Origin of the sequence: Rhodovulum sp. HP10, assembly GCF_047553435.1 — a bacterium.
Classification (GTDB): Bacteria; Pseudomonadota; Alphaproteobacteria; order Rhodobacterales; family Rhodobacteraceae; genus Rhodovulum.
The window spans coordinates 534,748-551,641 of sequence record NZ_CP180201.1 but is presented as its reverse complement, the minus strand read 5'-3'; the positions used below and the strand labels follow the sequence as shown (position 1 = coordinate 551,641).

17 protein-coding genes are annotated in these 16,894 nt (G+C 67.5%); 5 read left to right on the top strand and 12 right to left on the bottom strand.

Features of this window, described 5'->3' with window-relative positions:
- The first annotated feature begins 314 nt into the window (after positions 1-314).
- Positions 315-635 (top strand): DMT family transporter, encoded by a 321-nt coding sequence (locus ACK8CO_RS02445; protein WP_414898051.1) that lies wholly within the window; start codon positions 315-317, stop codon positions 633-635.
- Between the two features lie 913 nt (positions 636-1,548).
- Here the strand turns inward: ACK8CO_RS02445 and ACK8CO_RS02440 are convergent.
- The 5 genes from ACK8CO_RS02440 to ACK8CO_RS02420 are packed head-to-tail and all read right to left on the bottom strand — an operon-like array spanning position 1,549 to position 6,142.
- The gene (locus ACK8CO_RS02440; RefSeq protein WP_414898050.1) at positions 1,549-3,582 is read right to left on the bottom strand and encodes an ASKHA domain-containing protein; all 2,034 of its coding nucleotides are present in this window, start codon (positions 3,580-3,582) and stop codon (positions 1,549-1,551) included.
- Between the two features lie 54 nt (positions 3,583-3,636).
- Entirely contained in the window at positions 3,637-3,867 is a 231-nt protein-coding gene (locus ACK8CO_RS02435) for an N-(5'-phosphoribosyl)anthranilate isomerase (RefSeq protein ID WP_414898049.1), read from the bottom strand.
- Between the two features lie 54 nt (positions 3,868-3,921).
- The gene (locus ACK8CO_RS02430) at positions 3,922-4,872 is read right to left on the bottom strand and encodes a methyltetrahydrofolate cobalamin methyltransferase (protein WP_414898048.1); all 951 of its coding nucleotides are present in this window, start codon (positions 4,870-4,872) and stop codon (positions 3,922-3,924) included.
- Positions 4,873-4,880: 8 nt separating this feature from the next.
- Positions 4,881-5,819 carry a methylenetetrahydrofolate reductase gene (locus ACK8CO_RS02425; protein WP_414898047.1) on the bottom strand — a complete coding sequence of 313 codons (939 nt, stop codon included), beginning with the start codon at positions 5,817-5,819 and terminating at the stop codon, positions 4,881-4,883.
- A gap of 20 nt (positions 5,820-5,839) precedes the next feature.
- The gene (locus ACK8CO_RS02420; protein ID WP_414898046.1) at positions 5,840-6,142 is read right to left on the bottom strand and encodes a virulence factor; all 303 of its coding nucleotides are present in this window, start codon (positions 6,140-6,142) and stop codon (positions 5,840-5,842) included.
- Between the two features lie 572 nt (positions 6,143-6,714).
- Here ACK8CO_RS02420 and ACK8CO_RS02415 point away from each other — a divergent pair.
- The 3 genes from ACK8CO_RS02415 to ACK8CO_RS02405 all read left to right on the top strand — a co-directional run bounded on the left by ACK8CO_RS02415 (position 6,715) and on the right by ACK8CO_RS02405 (position 9,287).
- The gene (locus ACK8CO_RS02415) at positions 6,715-7,284 is read left to right on the top strand and encodes a hypothetical protein (protein ID WP_080615966.1); all 570 of its coding nucleotides are present in this window, start codon (positions 6,715-6,717) and stop codon (positions 7,282-7,284) included.
- 103 nt (positions 7,285-7,387) lie between these two features.
- Positions 7,388-8,500: a Ppx/GppA phosphatase family protein gene (locus ACK8CO_RS02410; protein WP_080615967.1), complete on the top strand. Its 1,113-nt coding sequence runs from the start codon at positions 7,388-7,390 to the stop codon at positions 8,498-8,500.
- A 79-nt stretch (positions 8,501-8,579) separates the two neighbouring features.
- Positions 8,580-9,287 (top strand): RlmE family RNA methyltransferase, encoded by a 708-nt coding sequence (locus ACK8CO_RS02405; RefSeq protein ID WP_080615968.1) that lies wholly within the window; start codon positions 8,580-8,582, stop codon positions 9,285-9,287.
- 22 nt (positions 9,288-9,309) lie between these two features.
- Here ACK8CO_RS02405 and ACK8CO_RS02400 read toward each other — a convergent pair whose 3' ends face one another.
- From ACK8CO_RS02400 to ACK8CO_RS02390, 3 genes are all read right to left on the bottom strand, one after another.
- Positions 9,310-10,281, bottom strand: coding sequence for a quinone oxidoreductase family protein (locus tag ACK8CO_RS02400; RefSeq protein ID WP_414898045.1), 972 nt, complete (start codon positions 10,279-10,281; stop codon positions 9,310-9,312).
- A 3-nt stretch (positions 10,282-10,284) separates the two neighbouring features.
- Entirely contained in the window at positions 10,285-10,689 is a 405-nt protein-coding gene (locus ACK8CO_RS02395; RefSeq protein ID WP_414898044.1) for a carboxymuconolactone decarboxylase family protein, read from the bottom strand.
- A gap of 66 nt (positions 10,690-10,755) precedes the next feature.
- Positions 10,756-11,577, bottom strand: coding sequence for a cyclase family protein (locus tag ACK8CO_RS02390; RefSeq protein ID WP_414898043.1), 822 nt, complete (start codon positions 11,575-11,577; stop codon positions 10,756-10,758).
- Between the two features lie 368 nt (positions 11,578-11,945).
- On the opposite strand from ACK8CO_RS02390, the gene ACK8CO_RS02385 reads away from it, so the two are divergent.
- On the top strand, positions 11,946-12,260 hold the full coding sequence (locus ACK8CO_RS02385; RefSeq protein ID WP_414898042.1) for a hypothetical protein: 315 nt from the start codon (positions 11,946-11,948) through the stop codon (positions 12,258-12,260).
- A 59-nt stretch (positions 12,261-12,319) separates the two neighbouring features.
- Here ACK8CO_RS02385 and ACK8CO_RS02380 read toward each other — a convergent pair whose 3' ends face one another.
- From ACK8CO_RS02380 to ACK8CO_RS02365, 4 genes are all read right to left on the bottom strand, one after another.
- The gene (locus ACK8CO_RS02380) at positions 12,320-13,768 is read right to left on the bottom strand and encodes an FtsX-like permease family protein (protein WP_414898041.1); all 1,449 of its coding nucleotides are present in this window, start codon (positions 13,766-13,768) and stop codon (positions 12,320-12,322) included.
- Complete coding sequence (locus ACK8CO_RS02375) at positions 13,765-14,454, bottom strand: ABC transporter ATP-binding protein (protein WP_414898040.1); 690 nt, start codon at positions 14,452-14,454, stop codon at positions 13,765-13,767. The genes ACK8CO_RS02380 and ACK8CO_RS02375 overlap by 4 nt, the downstream gene beginning before the upstream one ends.
- A 5-nt stretch (positions 14,455-14,459) precedes the next feature.
- Positions 14,460-14,945, bottom strand: coding sequence for a hypothetical protein (locus tag ACK8CO_RS02370; protein ID WP_414898039.1), 486 nt, complete (start codon positions 14,943-14,945; stop codon positions 14,460-14,462).
- Positions 14,946-15,041: 96 nt separating this feature from the next.
- Entirely contained in the window at positions 15,042-16,796 is a 1,755-nt protein-coding gene (locus ACK8CO_RS02365; RefSeq protein ID WP_414898038.1) for an alkaline phosphatase, read from the bottom strand.
- Between the last annotated feature and the right edge of the window lie 98 nt (positions 16,797-16,894).

The window sequence follows — 16,894 nt, the reverse complement described above, 5'->3', positions numbered from 1 at the left end:
GCCCTGTATCGACCGGCAGGGCGGCGAAGGGCATCGGTCCCGGACGCGCTCAGGGCGCCGGACATCGGCCATGGGGACAAGGGGCATCTGCCGCATGCCGCGTTTTCCGAGGGCAATCGCCGGCGGGCCTGCCCGGCCCGTTGCTCCTGTGCCCGGACGCATGTCGCGTTGCTGTCGCCCGGGCGCAGCCTCCTCATGACGGTCGTGTCGGGCCTCTGGTTGCCAAGTTCTTCGAGAGGTTCTAATTGTTCGGCCGAGGACGGCCTCACCATTCCGGTCATCATGCGGGACGGCCCGGTGGAAGGAGATCGCGCATGGCCTGGATCTGTCTTTTTGCGGCCGGTATCCTGGAGATCGTCTGGGCATTCTCGATGAAGAAGTCCGCCGGTTTCACGCTTGTCACCCCGACAATCATCACCCTCATCACGATGCTTGCCAGCTTCGGGCTGTTATCCGTGGCGATGAAGTCGCTTCCGCTCGGCACGGCCTACACGATCTGGACGGGGATCGGTGCCGTTGGCGCATTCGTCGTCGGGATCGTCGTTCTGGGAGAGGCGATCACGCCGGTACGGATCATTGCGGCGCTTCTCATCATCAGCGGCATCATCATGATGAAGCTGGCCAGCGCCGACTAGACCGCCGCCGAAAGGAACGGCCTCCGGATGCCCAAAAGGTCGGGTCTTCCACGGTCCGGGCGGCAATCTGAGGCGTCCAGACAGGCCAGTCGCCGGGTCATGGACAGTCCTTGGTGGGAGGATCTTTGACAATTGCCATGGATAGCGTTCTCGGGGCGTCGCGCCGCTATCGGCCGGGCGGACAGCCGAGCATGGCGATCAGGGCGCAAGGATCATCTTCCGATCAAGATCGCGGCTCCGGCATCAGGGCGGAGGCGTGCATTCCCGGTCAGGGCGGCGGCCGTCGGGTCTTCCCGGACCTTGCCGGACCTGCCGGAGCAGAGCCCGGAAGGCGAAGATATTGCGACCGGCGACAGAGCCTGTGACCTGCGATGCGGTCCCTTCGGGCCGTCCTGCGGTGCGGGGGTGTCATGCTCCCGGGAGCGCTCCCCCTGATCGGCCGGGAAACGGCCCCGGAGGTGGTCCGGGCAAAGCCCCCGACCATGCCCGGGCAAATGCTCTGGCTGGCCCATGTCCGTCCCGGGCAGAGCGTGCCTCGGGGGCGGGCGCGGTTCAGGTCGCCGAATGCCAGCGCAATTCCCCCTCCCGTTCATCTCCCGGAGAGTGCAGGGGCGCGCGTGAAATCATGCCGAGATCCCCGGACGCCACCGGCGATGTGGTGCACCTCTGCGCTCATCGTGAAAACGGTTGTCCGGCACCGGCGCGGTCCTGCGTATCCGCCTTGTCGGACATCCCGCGGAGAAGGCGGCCCCGGCCGGTCGAAAGCGCCGGAGGCGCCAATGCAAAGCCTCTGTTGTGCAGCCGTCCTCCCGATCATGACCTCGCGTCCGGCCTTGTGGCCGGGAGGAAGGATGCGCAAGCGGGCCGTCCGGTTGGAAGCCCGGCCCAGATCCGGCAGATCACCCGATTGCGATCAGCGCGAGCGACGTCTGCGCCGGCTTCCGCCGCCATCGGCATTGAAGACGACATCTGGCAGATCCAGCCGGCGGGCAAGTTCCGGAAACGGATCCGAGGCATGGGGCAGGGCATTCGCGGCCACGAAATGCTCCTGGAACCGGGGCTCGGTCGCGGTCTCGACCTTTTCGATCCTGCGCACGATCTCTTCGATCCTGCGCCGTGCGGCGACCGAACAAAGCGCAATCCGCGCACCGGTCCCGGCGGCATTTCCCGCGGACCGAACCCGGTCCAGGGGGACGTCGGGGATCATGCCCAGCACCATGGCGTGCAGCGGGCTGATATGGGCACCGAAGGCCCCGGCCAGAACCACCCGCGCGACCCGGTCGACGCCGCGGCGGTCCATCAGTAGTCGCGCGCCAGCGTAAAGCGCTGCTTTCGCAAGCTGAATCGCCCGGATATCGGTTTGGGTCACGGCAATGACGGGCCCGCCCGCAGAGGAGCCGTCATGCAGCAGATAGGACTGGGTGCGGCCCTCGGGGCGGCAGCGCCCGGAACCGGTCTGGGCGGCCGAGCCGATCAGGCCCGACCTGTCGACAAGTCCTGCCAACCGCATTTCGGCCACCGCCTCGATGATGCCGGAACCGCAGATTCCGGTGATGCCGGCCGGGCCGACGGTTTCGGCGAAATCCGGGGCGTCGGACCACAGCTCGCAACCGATCACCTTGAAGCGGGGCTCTTTCGTGGCGGGGTCGATCCGGATCCGTTCGATGGCCCCGGGGGCAGCGCGTTGACCCGCGCTGATCTGTGCGCCCTCGAAGGCGGGGCCGGTCGGCGAGGAGCAGGCCAGCACGCCGTTCCGGTCGCCGAGCAGGATCTCGGCATTGGTGCCGACATCGACGATGAGGGTCAGCTCGTCCGCCTCTTCGGGGGCTTCGCTCAGCGCCACGGCGGCCGCATCCGCCCCGACATGCCCCGCAATCAGAGGCAGCAGATAGGCGCGGGCCTCCGGATTGATCGCGCCGATCCCCAGATCGCGGGCCGCAAGCGACAGCGCGCCCGAGGTCGCCAGCGCAAAGGGCGCCTGTCCCAGCTCGACCGGATCGAGCCCCAGCGCAAGGTGGTGCATCACCGGATTGCCGACCAGGACCGTCTCGACGATTTGCCGGGACGAAATTCCGGCTTCGATCACGATCTCGCTGGCGATCCGGTCGAGCCCGGACTGCAGGGCGGCCGTCATCTCGGCGGCCCCCCCGGGGTTCAGCATTGCATGCGACACCCGGCTCATCAGGTCTTCGCCGAAGCGGATCTGCGGGTTCATCCGGCCCGAGGAGGCGAGGACGGTCCCGGTCGAGAGATCGGTCAGATGCGCGGCGATGGTGGTCGACCCGATATCGATCGCCAGCCCGTAGAGCGGCCCTTCGAAGAAGCCGGGCCAGATGTCGAGAATTTCGAGCCCGTCCGGAGCGCGATGCAGCGCGACGGTCACCTGCCAGTCGCCATGACGCAGTGTCGACTGAAGCCGGACCAGAACCGACAACGGACAGCGTACGGGGCCGATGTCCCATTGCGCGGCCAGGGCCGAATTCAGCCGTTCCAGATCACCACTGGGCGCTTGCAGGTCGGGCTTGGCCACCTCGACAAGGCACAGCCGCGTGGCCGGGTCCATCTCGATCGCGCGGAGCTCGGCCGCCTTGCGCACGACCTGGCGGTGGATCTGGCTTTCCGGAGGCACGTCGATCACGGCATCGGCGAGGATGCGCGCCTGACAGCCCAGGCGGCGGGCGGGGGGCAGGCCGCGTTTCTCGTCATAGCGCTGCTCGACGGCATTTTTCGGGGAGAGGGCCTGCTCGGTGACGGTTATCCCGTGCTTGGGGAAGGTGCCGGTCCCGAGCGCGATCTGGCATTTCGAGCAGATGCCGCGCCCGCCGCAGACGCTGTCGAGATCGACGCCGAGGCGTCGCGCAGCATCGAGAACCGAGGTCCCGGAAGGTACCCGGCCACGCCGACCGGAGGGCGTGAAGACGACGAGGGGAGGATCATCACGGTTCATGCGGGCCTCGATTTTTCGTCGAAAAATCGTTGCCATTCTTCGATGAAGAATGGCTTAGCAGATGACACGCAGACCATGGGGATTGCAGATGACGATGAGCTGCCCGCCGCATTCGACCATGTGAAAGCCGCGCCTGCGGACTTCTGCCACGAAGCGTTCCATGCCGATCTCTCGTTCGACCCAGTGGCGCGATCGCCGGACCACGCCGCCCTTCGCCACCGCCTGGGCCGAGAAGACCAGAGCGATCCAGATGTCGGGCGGTGTGGGGCGCGAGACAAATTCCATGCCCGCAATTCTGACGGTTTCATGGTTAAGAACATCTTACCGCAATCCGTCCGATCAGCCGCGTCGCCGTCGCCGGCCGCTGCCCGCCGCCGCAACCGCATGTGATGCCTCGGCGAAGCTCGCTCCGGCCGCGACACCGTCGAGCACCCGAGAGAAGCGGATCCACTCTCCGCCATTGGCGTCATGGTTCATCAGCAGGTTGGCGGCGCGGACCGCTTCCATCTCGACCGGACGGACCGGGTTCATGATCGCCGAGGTCATGCCGGCCCCGATCGCCATCGGCAGGAAGGCCGCGTTCACGCCATGGCGCTGGGGCAGTCCGAAGGAAATGTTCGACGCGCCGCAGGTGGTATTCACGCCCAGCTCCTCGCGCAGCCGCCGCACCAGCGCAAAGACCTGTCGCCCGGCGCTGGCCATCGCCCCTACCGGCATCACCAGCGGATCGACCACGATATCGCAGGACGGGATGCCGAAATCGGCCGCGCGCTCGACGATCTTCTTTGCCACGGCAAAGCGGATATCCGGATCTTCGGAAATCCCGGTATCGTCATTCGAGATCGCGACCACCGGCACGTTGTATTTGCGAACCAAGGGCAGCACCCGCTCGAGCCGCTCTTCCTCGCCGGTCACCGAATTCAGCAGCGGCCGGCCTTCAGCTGCGGCAAGCCCCGCTTCGAGCGCCGCGGGAACCGAAGAGTCGATACAGAGCGGCGCATCGACCAGACCCTGCACCAGATCGATCATCCGGCGCATCAGCGGCGGTTCGGTCTGGTTCGGATCAGGGTTCGAATTGTAGACGACGCCCGCATTCACATCGAGCACCATCGCCCCGCAGGCCACCTGCTCCAGGGCGTCCCTCTCGACGGTCGAGAAATCGCCGGCCTCCAGTTCGGCCGCCAGTTTCTTGCGGCCGGTCGGGTTGATGCGTTCGCCGATCACGCAGAAGGGCTCGTCGAAGCCGATGGTGACGGTACGGGTCTTCGACTCGAGAACGGTACGGGTCATGGCGCTCCTCAGCTGTCCTGGGCGGGGGCGAGGCCATGTGCGGCCAGCCACCGGGTGTTGGTCGCGATCCCGCCGAGCGGGAAGAAATGCACCCCGGCAATCGGGAAATCGGCCCGGCGCCGGGCGGCCCCGGCCAGATCGTCGAGAAAGGCATCGGGCGTGAAGGGCAGCACCAGCTTGCTGACATCGCGCGCCCGGCGCTGCAGCACGGCGAGCGACGGGCCGACGCCGCAGGTGATGGCATATCTGACCAGGGTCTGCAGCTTGGCCGGGCCCGCCACGCCGATATGGATCGGCAGATCGATGCCCCGGTCCCGGACCCGGTCGGCCCAGGCAATCACCGGGTCTGCCTCGAAGGCGAACTGGGTGACGATGGCCATCTCTGCATCGGTCCGCGCGGCGAAGGCCTGTTTCCAGCCGAGGGCCGCCATCATGTTGCGCTCGGAGCCGTCGGGGTCGATGTCGCGGCTGCCCTCGGGATGACCGGCGACATGCAGCCGGACGAAGCCCGCGCGGTCGAAGAGCCCGGTCTCGAGCAGCTGCATCGAGGAGTGGAAGTCCCCCTTCGGCGTCGGGATGCCGCCCGCCAGGATCAGCCCTTCGCGGACCCCGGCCTCGCCGGCATAGCGCGCGATCCAGTCGGCAAGCGTCGCGGTGTCGGGGATCGAGCGGGCCGCGAAATGCGGCATCGGCACGAAGCCTTCCTCGGTCAGCCGCCGGGCGGTCGCCACCATGTCCCCGATCGGGGTGCCTTCGAGATGGGCGACATAGACCCGCGTTCCGGCAGGCAGCAGCGCGCGGAAATCGGCAATCTTCGCGGCCGTCTTCGGCATCACCTCGATCGAATAGCCCCGGACGAATTCCGCCAGCTGCGCCGTTCGACCTGCCGTCTGGCCTGCCGACCCTCTGCCCGCCCTGTCGCATTTTCTGAAATTCAGCAGTGCCATTGCGTCCTCCCGCAGACCGTTCACGCCCGTTGCCAGCCGCAATCGGCGATCAGTTTCCCAAGTCGTGCCGCGTCATATTCAGCCGCGATCCGCTCGGCCTCGGCCGTGGCCAGCATCTCCGGATCGCCCTCGCGCTCGACGGGCTTCGAGCGGTGCCATTCGGCGAGATAGGCCTCGCTGTCCTTCGCGCCCACCCGCATCGCGCAACGGTCGATGGCCTGCTCGAAGCGCTCTGGCAGCACCCGCTTGGCGGCGCGGCGGCCCCGTCCCACGATGACCTGCGCCGGTATGTCGCGCCAGTAGACGATGACGAGTTCAGGCATCCGATTCTCTTCCTCCCTTCCCAAGGTGTAATCCGACCCGGTTCCGGCGCGGAGGCGGATTTCGACAGGATGAATGCGCGTTGCGACCTCGGCTTCGGTCGGTATCGCGCAGGACCGATCCCGGCGCCGGCGCAGAGGAGGCGCCGGGCCGACATTCCTGCCTCTGGGCGTCCTTTGGGCGGCGTCCCCTGCCATCCGGGCCTGGCCGCTCCCCCGGGTGCTGCCGAAACAGATCCCGGCGGAGACAGGCCCTGGCCGAAGCAGGCCCGGGAGGACAGAAAACCCGACCGAAAGGCTTATGGCCGAAAACGAGCCGCATGGTGCAGGCAGCGGGAAGAAAGGGCGCTCAGGCCGGGCCGCCTGCCGTTACGTCAATGCGAGAGGGGAGCCTAAATTTTAGAATTTTCTTCATTTTTCATGATAATTAGGCTTTTTCCGACCGATAAGAAAATCGTTTCATGGTACAGAATTGCGAGTCGCCCGGGCGGAGTCCGTGACACGCTCGTTTCGCGAGCGCAATACAGGTCAGACACAGGTCCGGCACGGGGACCAGTTGGTATGAGGATATGGCGATGAAAGCGCATCTGGGACAGGTGATGACGATTGTGGCTGGGCTGACCGCTGCCATGGCACTCGGACAGGCCGGGGCGACGACGATGCCGCCGGGGACCTTGAAACTGGTTCCGTCGCCGGTCTTCGAAAGCCGCTCCTCTGCCGATGACGGGACCTCGACCGATGTGGCGATCTCGCTCGGTGTCAGTGTGTGCCGTCATGCCGCGGCCGGGGTGACCCCGGCCTGCGCGCTGATGTTTCCCGCTGCGATCGCCTCGGATCACGGCGCGCGCAACCTGCCGCGTCCCGAACTGCTTGCCGCGCTCGATGGCGATGACGGAGCTTCGACCCCGTTCTGGCCCGGCAATGGCGGGGGCCGCGCTGCCGGCGGCGGCGGCACCGGCGCGCTGCCCTGGGCGGCGCCCAGCACCGTCAGCGGCGGCAGCAACGGGCGTCAGGGGGGCGGCGATGATCCGGCCCGGCCGCCCGTAGACCCGGACGATCCTTTGCCGGTGCCGCTGATGCCGAGCGCGGCCTTCCTGCTTCTGGCCGTGGCCGGGTTCGGCTCTTTCGTGCGCCGCCGGTCCTGAGACCGCGCCGCCCTCCGGGAAGGGCGGGCAGGCGCGATCTGTGGCATTGCACGAAGGTCTTCGGGCCGCTACCCTGCTGGCAACTCGATTGGAGGGCGATCCTATGGCGCCCAGGCGTCCGAATGGTGCGGGCGCGTTTCCCAAGGCGGTAGAGACTCCCGCGCCAGTTCCGCCAGATCCCGCGGCGCTTTACGCCGCGCTGGATCTCGGAACGAACAGTTGTCGTATGCTGATTGCCCAGCCCAAGGGCAGTCAGTTTCATGTCGTGGACAGCTTTTCGAAATCGGTCCAGCTTGGAACCGGCCTCGAAGGCTCGGGACGACTCAGTCGCGCCTCGATGGCACGCACGATCCAGGCGCTCAGGGTCTGCAAGAGCAAGCTCGAGACGCATGCGGTCGAACGGATGCGGCTGATCGCGACCGAGGCCTGTCGCCGCGCCGAGAATGCACGCGAATTCATAAAGATCGTGCGCCGCGAGACCGGCTTGCGGCTCGAGATCATCCAGCCCGAGGAAGAGGCCCGGCTGGCAGTCGTGTCCTGCGCGCCGCTGGTCTCGACCAAGACCGAGCAGCTGCTGGTCGTCGATATCGGTGGCGGCTCGACCGAGCTTGTCTGGATCGATCTCTCGATGGTGCCGCGGCCCGACCGGCCGCGGGCGATCATGCGGCTGCATGCGGGCTTTCACAGCGAGACCGGGCCGTTCCCGGCCGCGCGCGTGGTCGATTGGATCTCGGTGCCGCTGGGGGTCGCGACGCTGAAGGAGCAGTTCGACGATGTCGAGGACGATCACGCCCGTTTCGCGCTGATGAGCTGGTTCTTCGAGGAGAACCTGGCCGAGTTCTCGCCCTATTCGTCCCAGCAGGCCAAGGAGGGGTTCCAGATCATCGGCACCTCGGGCACGGTGACGACGGTGGCGGCGACGCATCTGGGGCTCCGGCGCTATGACCGGACCAAGGTCGACGGGCTTCGGATGACCTCGGGCCAGATCGACGAGGTGATCCGCAAGTATCTGGAACTTGGCCCCGAGGGGCGGCGGGCCGATCCCCGGATCGGGCGCGACCGGCATGCGCTGATCATGTCGGGGGCGGCGATCCTGCAGGCCCTGATGCGGGTCTGGCCGACAGATCGGATGTCGGTCGCGGATCGCGGTCTGCGCGAGGGTCTGCTTTACGCGCAGATGAGCGCGGACGGGGTTCTGGAGGAGGGGCCCTTCTGATGCGCCCTTGCTGCCGCGGCCCGGCTGGGGCAGATGTCGCGTCTGGGTATTTTTGCCAAGAAGAAGAACGAAGGCCGGTATGACGGAGAAGAAGGGATCGAGCGGGCGCGGACAGCGCGACCTCAAGGTCAAGGTCAAGACCGCGCGCGGGCGGCGGCTCTCGTCGACGCGCTGGCTCGAACGTCAGCTCAATGACCCTTATGTCAAGCGGGCCCGGGCCGAGGGCTATCGCGGGCGCGCGGCGTTCAAGATCATCGAACTCGATGACAAGTACCGGTTTCTGGTGCCGGGCGCGCGGGTCGTCGATCTGGGCTGCGCGCCGGGCGGCTGGTGCCAGGTGGCGGTCAAGCGCGTGAATGCGCTGGGCGAGAAGTCGGGCAAGGCCATCGGCACCGTGCTGGGGGTCGATCTGCAGGAGGTCGAGCCCATCGCCGGGGCCGAGCTGCATCAGCTGGATTTCCTGGCCGACGATGCCGACGAGCTGGTCAAGGGCTGGCTCGGGGGCCGGGCAGATGTGGTGATGAGCGACATGGCGGCGGCCTCTTCGGGACACAAGCAGACTGACCATTTGCGGATCATCGCGCTCTGCGAGGCGGCGGCGGCGCTCGCGTTCGATGTGCTGGACGAAGGCGGCACCTTCGTCGCCAAGGTTCTGGCGGGGGGCGCCGAGGGCGGGTTGCAGACCCTGCTGAAACAGCGCTTCGACAAGGTTGCCAATGTGAAGCCGCCCGCGAGCCGGTCGGACAGTTCCGAGAAATTCGTGGTCGCGACCGGGTTCCGGGGCTGATCCCCGGATCCCGGCATGGAGGTCACGGCAAGAGCACCGTTGCCCCGGTGGTGGCACGGGTCTCAAGCGCGCGATGAGCCTCGGCCGTCTCGGCCAGTGGCCAGGTTTGCCCGACCCGGGGCGTCAGCGTGCCCTCGGCCACTGCTGCGAAGAGCTCTGCCGCGCGGGCGCGGAGCTCGGCCGGATCGGCGATGAAATCGAACAGAACGGGCCGCGTGGCCGAGAGGCTGCCTTTGGCGAGATCCGACAGGCGGAAGCCGTCGGGCAGGCCCGAGGACTGGCCGAAGCTCACGAACATGCCGCGCGGTTTCAGGCAGGCGAGCGAGCCGCGCCAGGTGTCCTGACCGACGCTGTCATAGACCGCATCGACGCCAAGCCCGTCGGTCGCGGCCATCACCGGGCCCACGAAATCGCCCGCGCGGTAGTCTATCACCTGAGCATAGCCATTGGCACGTGCGAGCGCGGTCTTTTCCGGCCCGCCCGCCGTGCCGATGGCGCGCACGCCCCTGGCCGCCATCCATTGTCCGAGCAGAAGCCCCACGCCTCCCGCCGCGGCATGGATCAGCACGGTCTGGCCTTCGCGGACCGGAAAGCTCGAGGTCATCAGGTAATGCGCGGTCAGCCCCTTCAGCATGATCGAGGCCGCGATCTCGTCGGGGATCGCATCGGGCAGGGGCACCAGCCGGTCGGCGGGCAGCACGCGCGCGGTAGTGCAGGCGCCGGTCGGCGTCGTATAGGCGACGCGCTGGCCGACCGAGAGCCCCTCGACGCCCGCGCCCAGCGCTTCGACGCGGCCCGCGGCCTCGCTGCCGGGGATCAGGATCTCGCCCGGCCAGGGGTAGAGGCCCGAGCGGAAATAGGTGTCGATGAAATTCAGCCCGACCGCGCCGTGCCGCACCAGCACCTCACCGGGGCCGGGGGCGGGCGGGGTCCAGTCGACCCAGTCAAGCGTCTCGGGGCCGCCCGGCGCGCGGGCGATGATGGCCTTTTCCATGGCTCAGACCTCGAATTCGGGATCGACCGGCACCTGCAGTGCGGTGACCAGCGCATTGGTCTGCGAGGCCAGTCCGATCACGGCGAGGAAATCCTGGTACTGGGCCTCGGTCATGCCCTTGGCGCGGGCCGAGGCGGTATGGGAATGGGCGCAATAGGAACAGCCATTGGCGACCGACACCGCCATGTAGATCAGCTCCTTGGTCAGCGGGTCGAGCGCGCTTTCTCTCGCCATAACCGCCTTGACCTGTGCCCAGGTGGTTTCCAGCACCGCGGGCTGACCCGCCAGCGCGCGCCAGACATTGTTCACGAAATTGGTCTTGCGGGTGGCGCGGATGTCGTCGAACACCGCCTTGACGCGCGGGTCGGCCTCGGCCTCCGCGTCGCTCCAGATCTTCGCCGTGGCCATCGGGGCTCCTTGGATTGGGGAAGGGGCCGCTCCGGGGCAGGGGATCCGAAGCGGCGGGACATGGGGTCAGACCAGCGCGAAGATCCGCGCGGGCCCGCCGGTGCCGCCCTTGTGCCTGGGCGCGCCGATCACCAGCGTCGCGCCCGCGGCGGGCATCCGGTCGAGATTGGCGAGGCATTCGATGCCGAATCGCCCCGAGGGCAGCCAGGCGTAATGCGCCGCGAAATCGGGCGAGTTGCCGGGATCGAGCGACAGCGTGTCGGACCCGATCGAGGCCGCGGCTGTCTCTTCGATCAGCATCTCGGCGGCCTCCGCATGGAAGCCCGGGTAATGCTGGACGCCCCCGGCATCGGCATTGCGAAAGCCCGGGCCGCTGGCCTTGTCGGCCCAGCCCGAGAACAGCGCGACGCAGGCATGTTCGGGGATTTCGCCATGCGCCGCGATCCAGGCGCGGATGTCGTCGGGGGTGAGGGTGGTGTCGGCATCCTCGGCGGCGCGGGCGGCGATGTCGATCACGCAGAGCGGCGCGACCAGGGTCTCGACCGCGATCTCGTTCACCGCCGCGCCATCGGCCGAGAAATGCAGCGGCGCGTCGATATGGGTGCCGGTATGTTCGTTCACCCGGTATTCGACGAGGTTGAAGCCATGTTCGGCGAAATTGAACTTCTGGTCCCAGAAGAATTGCCGTTCGCCGAAGAAGGTGGGGAAATCGGCCGAAAGCTCATGGGTCATGTCGGTTACCTTCGCGTGGCCCTGTGCCAGTGCCCGGGGCGCCGAGGCGCTCAGTCCGGCCGCCGCCGCCAGACCGGCCCCCGCCGCCCCCGCGAAGAAGCCGCGCCGCGACAGCATGCGGTCCTTGAGTGCCGTCATCACGCAGGTGTCGCACATCCTGGACCTCTCCCTGTGGCCGTCCCGCCGCTCGACGCAGGCAAGCTTAGAGAGCCCCGCGCAATCCTGTCAAACCCGGAACCCCGGCCCGTTTTCGACCTTGCGCATCTGCGCGCCGCGCCCTTCTGGCCGGACAGGACGGCCCGGCATCGGCGGCGCCGTTACCGGAACGCTGCCGGGAAAGGCAATATCCTCAAAACATGGGTATTGTTGCGGATTTACGTCGCGGGGCAGGCCGATCACCGCATTCGACCGATGAAACGCGCGGAACCAATCGTATTATCGTATGTTAACCTGCTAGTGTGCTCACGAGAAAGCGTGTGTCACGGGGAAACCCGAGTACGAGCGGGAAGGAGCGACTAACCTCGATGCCCATTGTTTTTATGCTTACTTCAATTATGGGAGGGGTTTTTTCTGCGACCGTCGTATCTCTGATAATGGAAACGGGCTGGGGGGCGATCCTTCTGTCCTACTGGCTTGGCGGAATGGTGTGGGGCGGGGCTGCGGTGTCCTGCATGGCGCTGCGCCCGGACAAGGACGATTCTGAAGCTGAGGCCCCGGATTACAAGGTCGTGCCAGGCGAGGATGCCCGGTCGGGCGCCCGGGAACCGAGAGGGTGCACGGCCAGATCGCGCGCGTCCGGCGACGTCGAGAAGTCTGATCGCTGCGACTTCTTCTTCTGAACGCGCGCGAGGCTTTATTCCCCTAACCGGGCCAGAATCCGGACAGCGCCGGGAGGGGACTAATCGCGCAGGGCGGCGACCGGCGGCTGGCGGTAGGCGATCCAGGCCGGCAATGCCGAAAGCAGCGCCGCGGCTAGCGTCAGCAGAGCCAGGGACCACAGATCGCTGCGCGCGAATGCGACCGGCAGAGGAAAGCCGCGCGCGCGGGCAAAGCCCTGCGACAGCGCCTCTGCCGCGGCATAGCCGAGGCCGAAGCCGCACAGGATGCCGGTGCCGAAGAGCAGCGCCATTTCAAGCCAGACGATTCCGAAAACCGCGCCCCGTGGCGCGCCGAAGGCCCGGAGCGCCGCGATCTGCCGGCGTCTCTGGCCGACCTGGATCACGGTGACCAGAAGCAGGGCCGCAGCCACCAGCACCTGCGCGCCGATCGCGACCGCGACCAGTACCCGTCTGGCATCGCCAAGCAGCGCGTAAAGCCCGGTCAGGATCTCGGCCGGAAAGACCGCAAGCGTCTGCCCCGGCTGCCGGTAGGCCTGCCGCAGCAGATAGGCATCGGCAATGCTGCGCGGCTTGACCAGGATCGCGGGTAGGCCCGGCGGCTCTCCCGCCTGCCAATGCTCGTCAAGCGGGGCCTCCGGGTCGAAGGTCGCGCCGCCATGGGGCTGGTGCGCCTCATCCGCCTTGTGCGTTCCGTTTTCCTGCGCATCGTCGTGGTCGTGGTCGTGGTCGTGGTCGTGGTCGTGGTCGTGGTCGTGGTCGTGGTCGTGGTCGTGGTCGTGGTCGTGGTCGTGGTCGCCGGTCCCTGCGCTGGCCAGAGCCACGGCGTCGTCATGACCCTCTGCCGCATGATCATGCCCGTGGTCATGGCCCTCGTCATGCCCGGCTTCGTCGTGGTCGTGATCCTCGCCCAGCCCGTGGACATGCCAGACTGCCTGGATCGGCACCAGGATGGCGCGGTCCCAGGGCGTGCCGGTGGGCGCGAGCCGCCCGGTCACGCGATAGGCGATCCCGGCATGGGCATGGCCACCCTCGGCGATCAGGCCATGGGTCGGGACCAGCCTGTCGCCCAGTTCCATGTCGACCGCCGAGCCGATCACCGCCTCGCCTTCGGCTGCGAAGATCCGGCCCTCGGCAAAGCCCGTCGCCGTGTGCTCGATCAGCGTGGTGGTGGTGCCGATCACCGGATGACCGGCGACGAAATCGCCGAAGCCGATCGGCGCGGCCCAGGCCACGCGCGGGTCTTCGGTCAGGGCGATCAGCGTGTCGCCCGGCATCAGCGGCAAGGCCGCGGGCTGCAGGAAGACCGAGGAAAGCACCAGCTGCGTCGCGCTGCCCGCCGCGCCGACGATCAGGTCGAACTTTTCTGCGGCGCGGGCGCTGCCCAGCCGGAAGGCGCGCTCCTGCAGGGTGATCGTGGTCCCGAGCGCGACCGCCAGCGCGATCAGCAGCACGACCACTGCCGAGCCAAGACGGAAACGTTTCAGATCGGCCAGAACGAACTGGATCACGGCAAGGCTCCTTCGCGGAGGTCATCGGTGAGGATCGCGCCCCCGGCAAGGTTCAGCTCGCGGTCGAGCCGCGCGCTCAGGCGGCGATCATGCGAGACCACGATCAGCGTCGCGCCCGCGCTTTCGGCCAGATCGAGCAGCAGCCCGGCGATGGCCGCGCCGCTTTCGGGATCGAGGCTGGCTGTGGGCTCGTCGGCGACGATGATGCCCGGCCGGCGCAGAAGGGCGCGGGCCACCGCCACGCGCTGCATCTCGCCGCGCGACATGGTCTCGACCGGCTGGCCGGGCCGGGCCAGGCCGACCTCGGCCAGAAGGGCGCGGGCGCGGGCCGTCATCGCCTGATCGGCGACCCGCGCGAGCCGCGCGGGCAGAAGCACGTTGTCGAGCGCCGAGAGCCCCGGGAACAGGTGGAACTCCTGCATGACGAGGCCCAGATTGGCGCCGCGCCAGCGGTCGCGCGCGCCTTCGGACAAGGCGGCGATGTCGGTTCCGTCCCAGATCACTTGGCCGGCCCGGGGCAGGATCAGCCCGGCCAGCACATTGACCAGCGTCGACTTGCCCGAGCCCGAGGGGCCGGTCACCGCGATGCGGCTGCCTGCAGGAATATCGAGCGCGGGGATGTCGAGCACCGGGGCGGCAAGCCCCGGATAGGCGACAGAGACGGCAGAGAGGCGAAGACCGGGCATCGCGCTCAGACCGTTCTGTAGCGCGCGTCGCGCAGGCGCAGCTGGCTGACGAAGCCGGTCTCGGGATCGACCCAGGAGCCGCGCTCGAGCCGTCCGGTGACCTCGATGGTCTGGTTCGGCTGCACGAAGGTCTGGCTGCGGTCGAGATAGACCACGACGATATTGTCGGGCCAGTCGGTATCGGTCGAACAGAACGGGCAGAGCGCCATCGGGATCGCGGTCAGCACGAAGAAGTTCGATTCCGCCTTCAGGGGCGGGGCCATGAAACCCCGGATACGCACCTTCTCTCCGGTCAGCGCGATCACCTTGTCCGAGAAGGTGAGGCCGAGCGGGCTGAAGGCGCTGTAAAGCTCATCGAAGCCGATCAGCGGGGTGCCCGCAGCGGCGGCGGGGCGGGCCGTCGTCGTCAGGAACAGGCCGGGCAGAAGCAGGCCGGGTGCGAGCGCAAGGCAGAGCCTGCGGGTCCGGTCGGGGGCGGCGGTATCGGTCATGGCGGAATTCCGGGGCGCAGGGGAAAGGAGCGGGGCGGAAGGGAATGGGGCCGGGCGGCGGGCGGTGCACCGCCCGGGCCCGGCCCCGATGTCAGGTCACTTCCGGACGGCGCCCAGCGCGAAGGTCTCGGCCAGCACCTTGTAGACGTCCGACTGTTCCATGTAGCCCTTGAACGCCTCGGCGCCGGGACCGGTCGCCTGCAGCACGACGTCATCGACCGCATGCACCGCCGTATCGGCCGATCTCGGCAGGTTGCCGACCCTCAGCACCGCGCCGGGGATGTCCTTGTAGGCCTCGTTGGCGACATATTCGCCCTTCTCGTTCTTCACCGAAGGCTCGAACGGGCCGTCCATCTTGGGCCGCCAGGTCTCGTAGTAATCGGGGAAGTTGCTCGAGAAGATCGCCAGCCGCCGCGACACGTCGATCCGGTCGGGATAGCCGTCGCCATCGGCATCGGTGTAGGTCGGGAAGCCCGCGGCGTCATAGGTGCCGACCTTCTCGCGCATCTCGGTGCCGGGCTTGTCGTCGTCGATGGTGCCGATCACCGAGACGCCATGGGTATGGTCGCCGGTGACCACGATCAGCGTCTCGGGATGGGTCTCGGCAAAGGCGCGGGCGGCGGCGATGGCCTGGTCGAACTCGATGGTGTCGATGACGGCGCGGTCCCAGTCCATCGGATGGGACATCTTGTCGATCGAGGCGCCCTCGACCATCAGGAAGAAGCCGTCCTCGTTTTTCGACAGCTGATCGAGCGCGGCTTCGGTCATCTCGACCAGGCCGGGCTGGTCGGGGAACTTGCCGACGGTGCCCTGGTGCAGGAAGCTGCGGTCGAGCTTGGTATCCATGTTGCCGGTATGGAAAAGCCCGAGGATCTTGCCGCTGTTGGTGTTGCGCGCGGCCTCGAGCCCGGCAGCATCGGTCGCGAGCGTGTAGCCCGCCTCGCGGAACAATCCGACATAGTCGGTAGCGTCCTTGCGTTTCGAGCCGGGGATGTCGGATTTGAGGAAATAGGCCGAGCCGCCGCCCAGCATGACCTCGGGCTGGACGTCATGGAACATGCCGACGATATCGGCCTTGTCGCCGCGCTTGCGGGTATGGGCGACGACGGCCGCGGGGGTCGCATCCTCGAGCTCGGAGGTGGTGACGACACCGATCGACTTGGCCGTCATGCGGCGGAGTGCCTCGGCGATGGTTTCGACCCTGGGGTCGTCCTGGGTCGGGGGCGTGCGGTCGGCATAGACACCCAGCGCGTTCACCCGGGCCTTGTGGCCGGTCATGTAGGCCGACATCGTGTTGGCCGAGTCGGTCGCGACCGAATGGGTCGAGGAGGTGCCGATGAAGGCCATGTGGTCGAGATCGTCCATCGCCAGCCGGCCATCCGCCTTGCCCTCGGTCATGCCCTTCGACATGATCCGCGCCGCGGTCCGGTGCGCGACCGAAAGTCCGTCGCCGACGAAGAAGATGATGTTTTTGGCCTGCGGCGCCTCGGGCGTGGCATAGACCTCCCAGGTGACGGTCCTGGTCTCGTCGCCGGCCCTGACCTCGACGGTGTAGCTGCCGGGCTCGGCCAGGGCCAGGTCGCGCAGGATCAGCGCCGAGCCCAGCACCGCGTCGTCCTCGCCCTTCTCCTCGGCCACGTATTCGGCGCTGGTGCCGAACGTCTCGGCATAGGGTCTGCCATTCACGGTAACGGCGATTTCCGCTTCGGGATGAACGGCATCGAGCTCGATCTTGAAGTCGAAGGGCGAGGAGACGAGGATCGTCGCCCGGTCGAGCGGATAGATCGCGGTGGCCTGCGCCGCCCCGGCGAGAAGGGTGGTTGCGGCGAGCGCGGATAGCAGAGTTCGCATGGATACCTCATTGGTCGAAAACGACAGGGGGAGTTCCCTGCGGGTTCCGCTAAAGGCTGCATGTATCGCGCGTGTGACAAGGCCAGCGACAAGGCCCG

Bases quoted from the DNA above. Each gene is read 5' to 3' on its own strand.
- ACK8CO_RS02445 (WP_414898051.1), top strand. From the start codon at position 315: ATGGCCTGGATCTGTCTTTTTGCGGCCGGTATCCTGGAGATCGTCTGG.
- ACK8CO_RS02440 (WP_414898050.1), bottom strand. From the start codon at position 3,582: ATGAACCGTGATGATCCTCCCCTCGTCGTCTTCACGCCCTCCGGTCGG.
- ACK8CO_RS02435 (WP_414898049.1), bottom strand. From the start codon at position 3,867: ATGGAATTTGTCTCGCGCCCCACACCGCCCGACATCTGGATCGCTCTG.
- ACK8CO_RS02430 (WP_414898048.1), bottom strand. From the start codon at position 4,872: ATGACCCGTACCGTTCTCGAGTCGAAGACCCGTACCGTCACCATCGGC.
- ACK8CO_RS02425 (WP_414898047.1), bottom strand. From the start codon at position 5,819: ATGGCACTGCTGAATTTCAGAAAATGCGACAGGGCGGGCAGAGGGTCG.
- ACK8CO_RS02420 (WP_414898046.1), bottom strand. From the start codon at position 6,142: ATGCCTGAACTCGTCATCGTCTACTGGCGCGACATACCGGCGCAGGTC.
- ACK8CO_RS02415 (WP_080615966.1), top strand. From the start codon at position 6,715: ATGAAAGCGCATCTGGGACAGGTGATGACGATTGTGGCTGGGCTGACC.
- ACK8CO_RS02410 (WP_080615967.1), top strand. From the start codon at position 7,388: ATGGCGCCCAGGCGTCCGAATGGTGCGGGCGCGTTTCCCAAGGCGGTA.
- ACK8CO_RS02405 (WP_080615968.1), top strand. From the start codon at position 8,580: ATGACGGAGAAGAAGGGATCGAGCGGGCGCGGACAGCGCGACCTCAAG.
- ACK8CO_RS02400 (WP_414898045.1), bottom strand. From the start codon at position 10,281: ATGGAAAAGGCCATCATCGCCCGCGCGCCGGGCGGCCCCGAGACGCTT.
- ACK8CO_RS02395 (WP_414898044.1), bottom strand. From the start codon at position 10,689: ATGGCCACGGCGAAGATCTGGAGCGACGCGGAGGCCGAGGCCGACCCG.
- ACK8CO_RS02390 (WP_414898043.1), bottom strand. From the start codon at position 11,577: ATGTGCGACACCTGCGTGATGACGGCACTCAAGGACCGCATGCTGTCG.
- ACK8CO_RS02385 (WP_414898042.1), top strand. From the start codon at position 11,946: ATGCCCATTGTTTTTATGCTTACTTCAATTATGGGAGGGGTTTTTTCT.
- ACK8CO_RS02375 (WP_414898040.1), bottom strand. From the start codon at position 14,454: ATGCCCGGTCTTCGCCTCTCTGCCGTCTCTGTCGCCTATCCGGGGCTT.
- ACK8CO_RS02370 (WP_414898039.1), bottom strand. From the start codon at position 14,945: ATGACCGATACCGCCGCCCCCGACCGGACCCGCAGGCTCTGCCTTGCG.
- ACK8CO_RS02365 (WP_414898038.1), bottom strand. From the start codon at position 16,796: ATGCGAACTCTGCTATCCGCGCTCGCCGCAACCACCCTTCTCGCCGGG.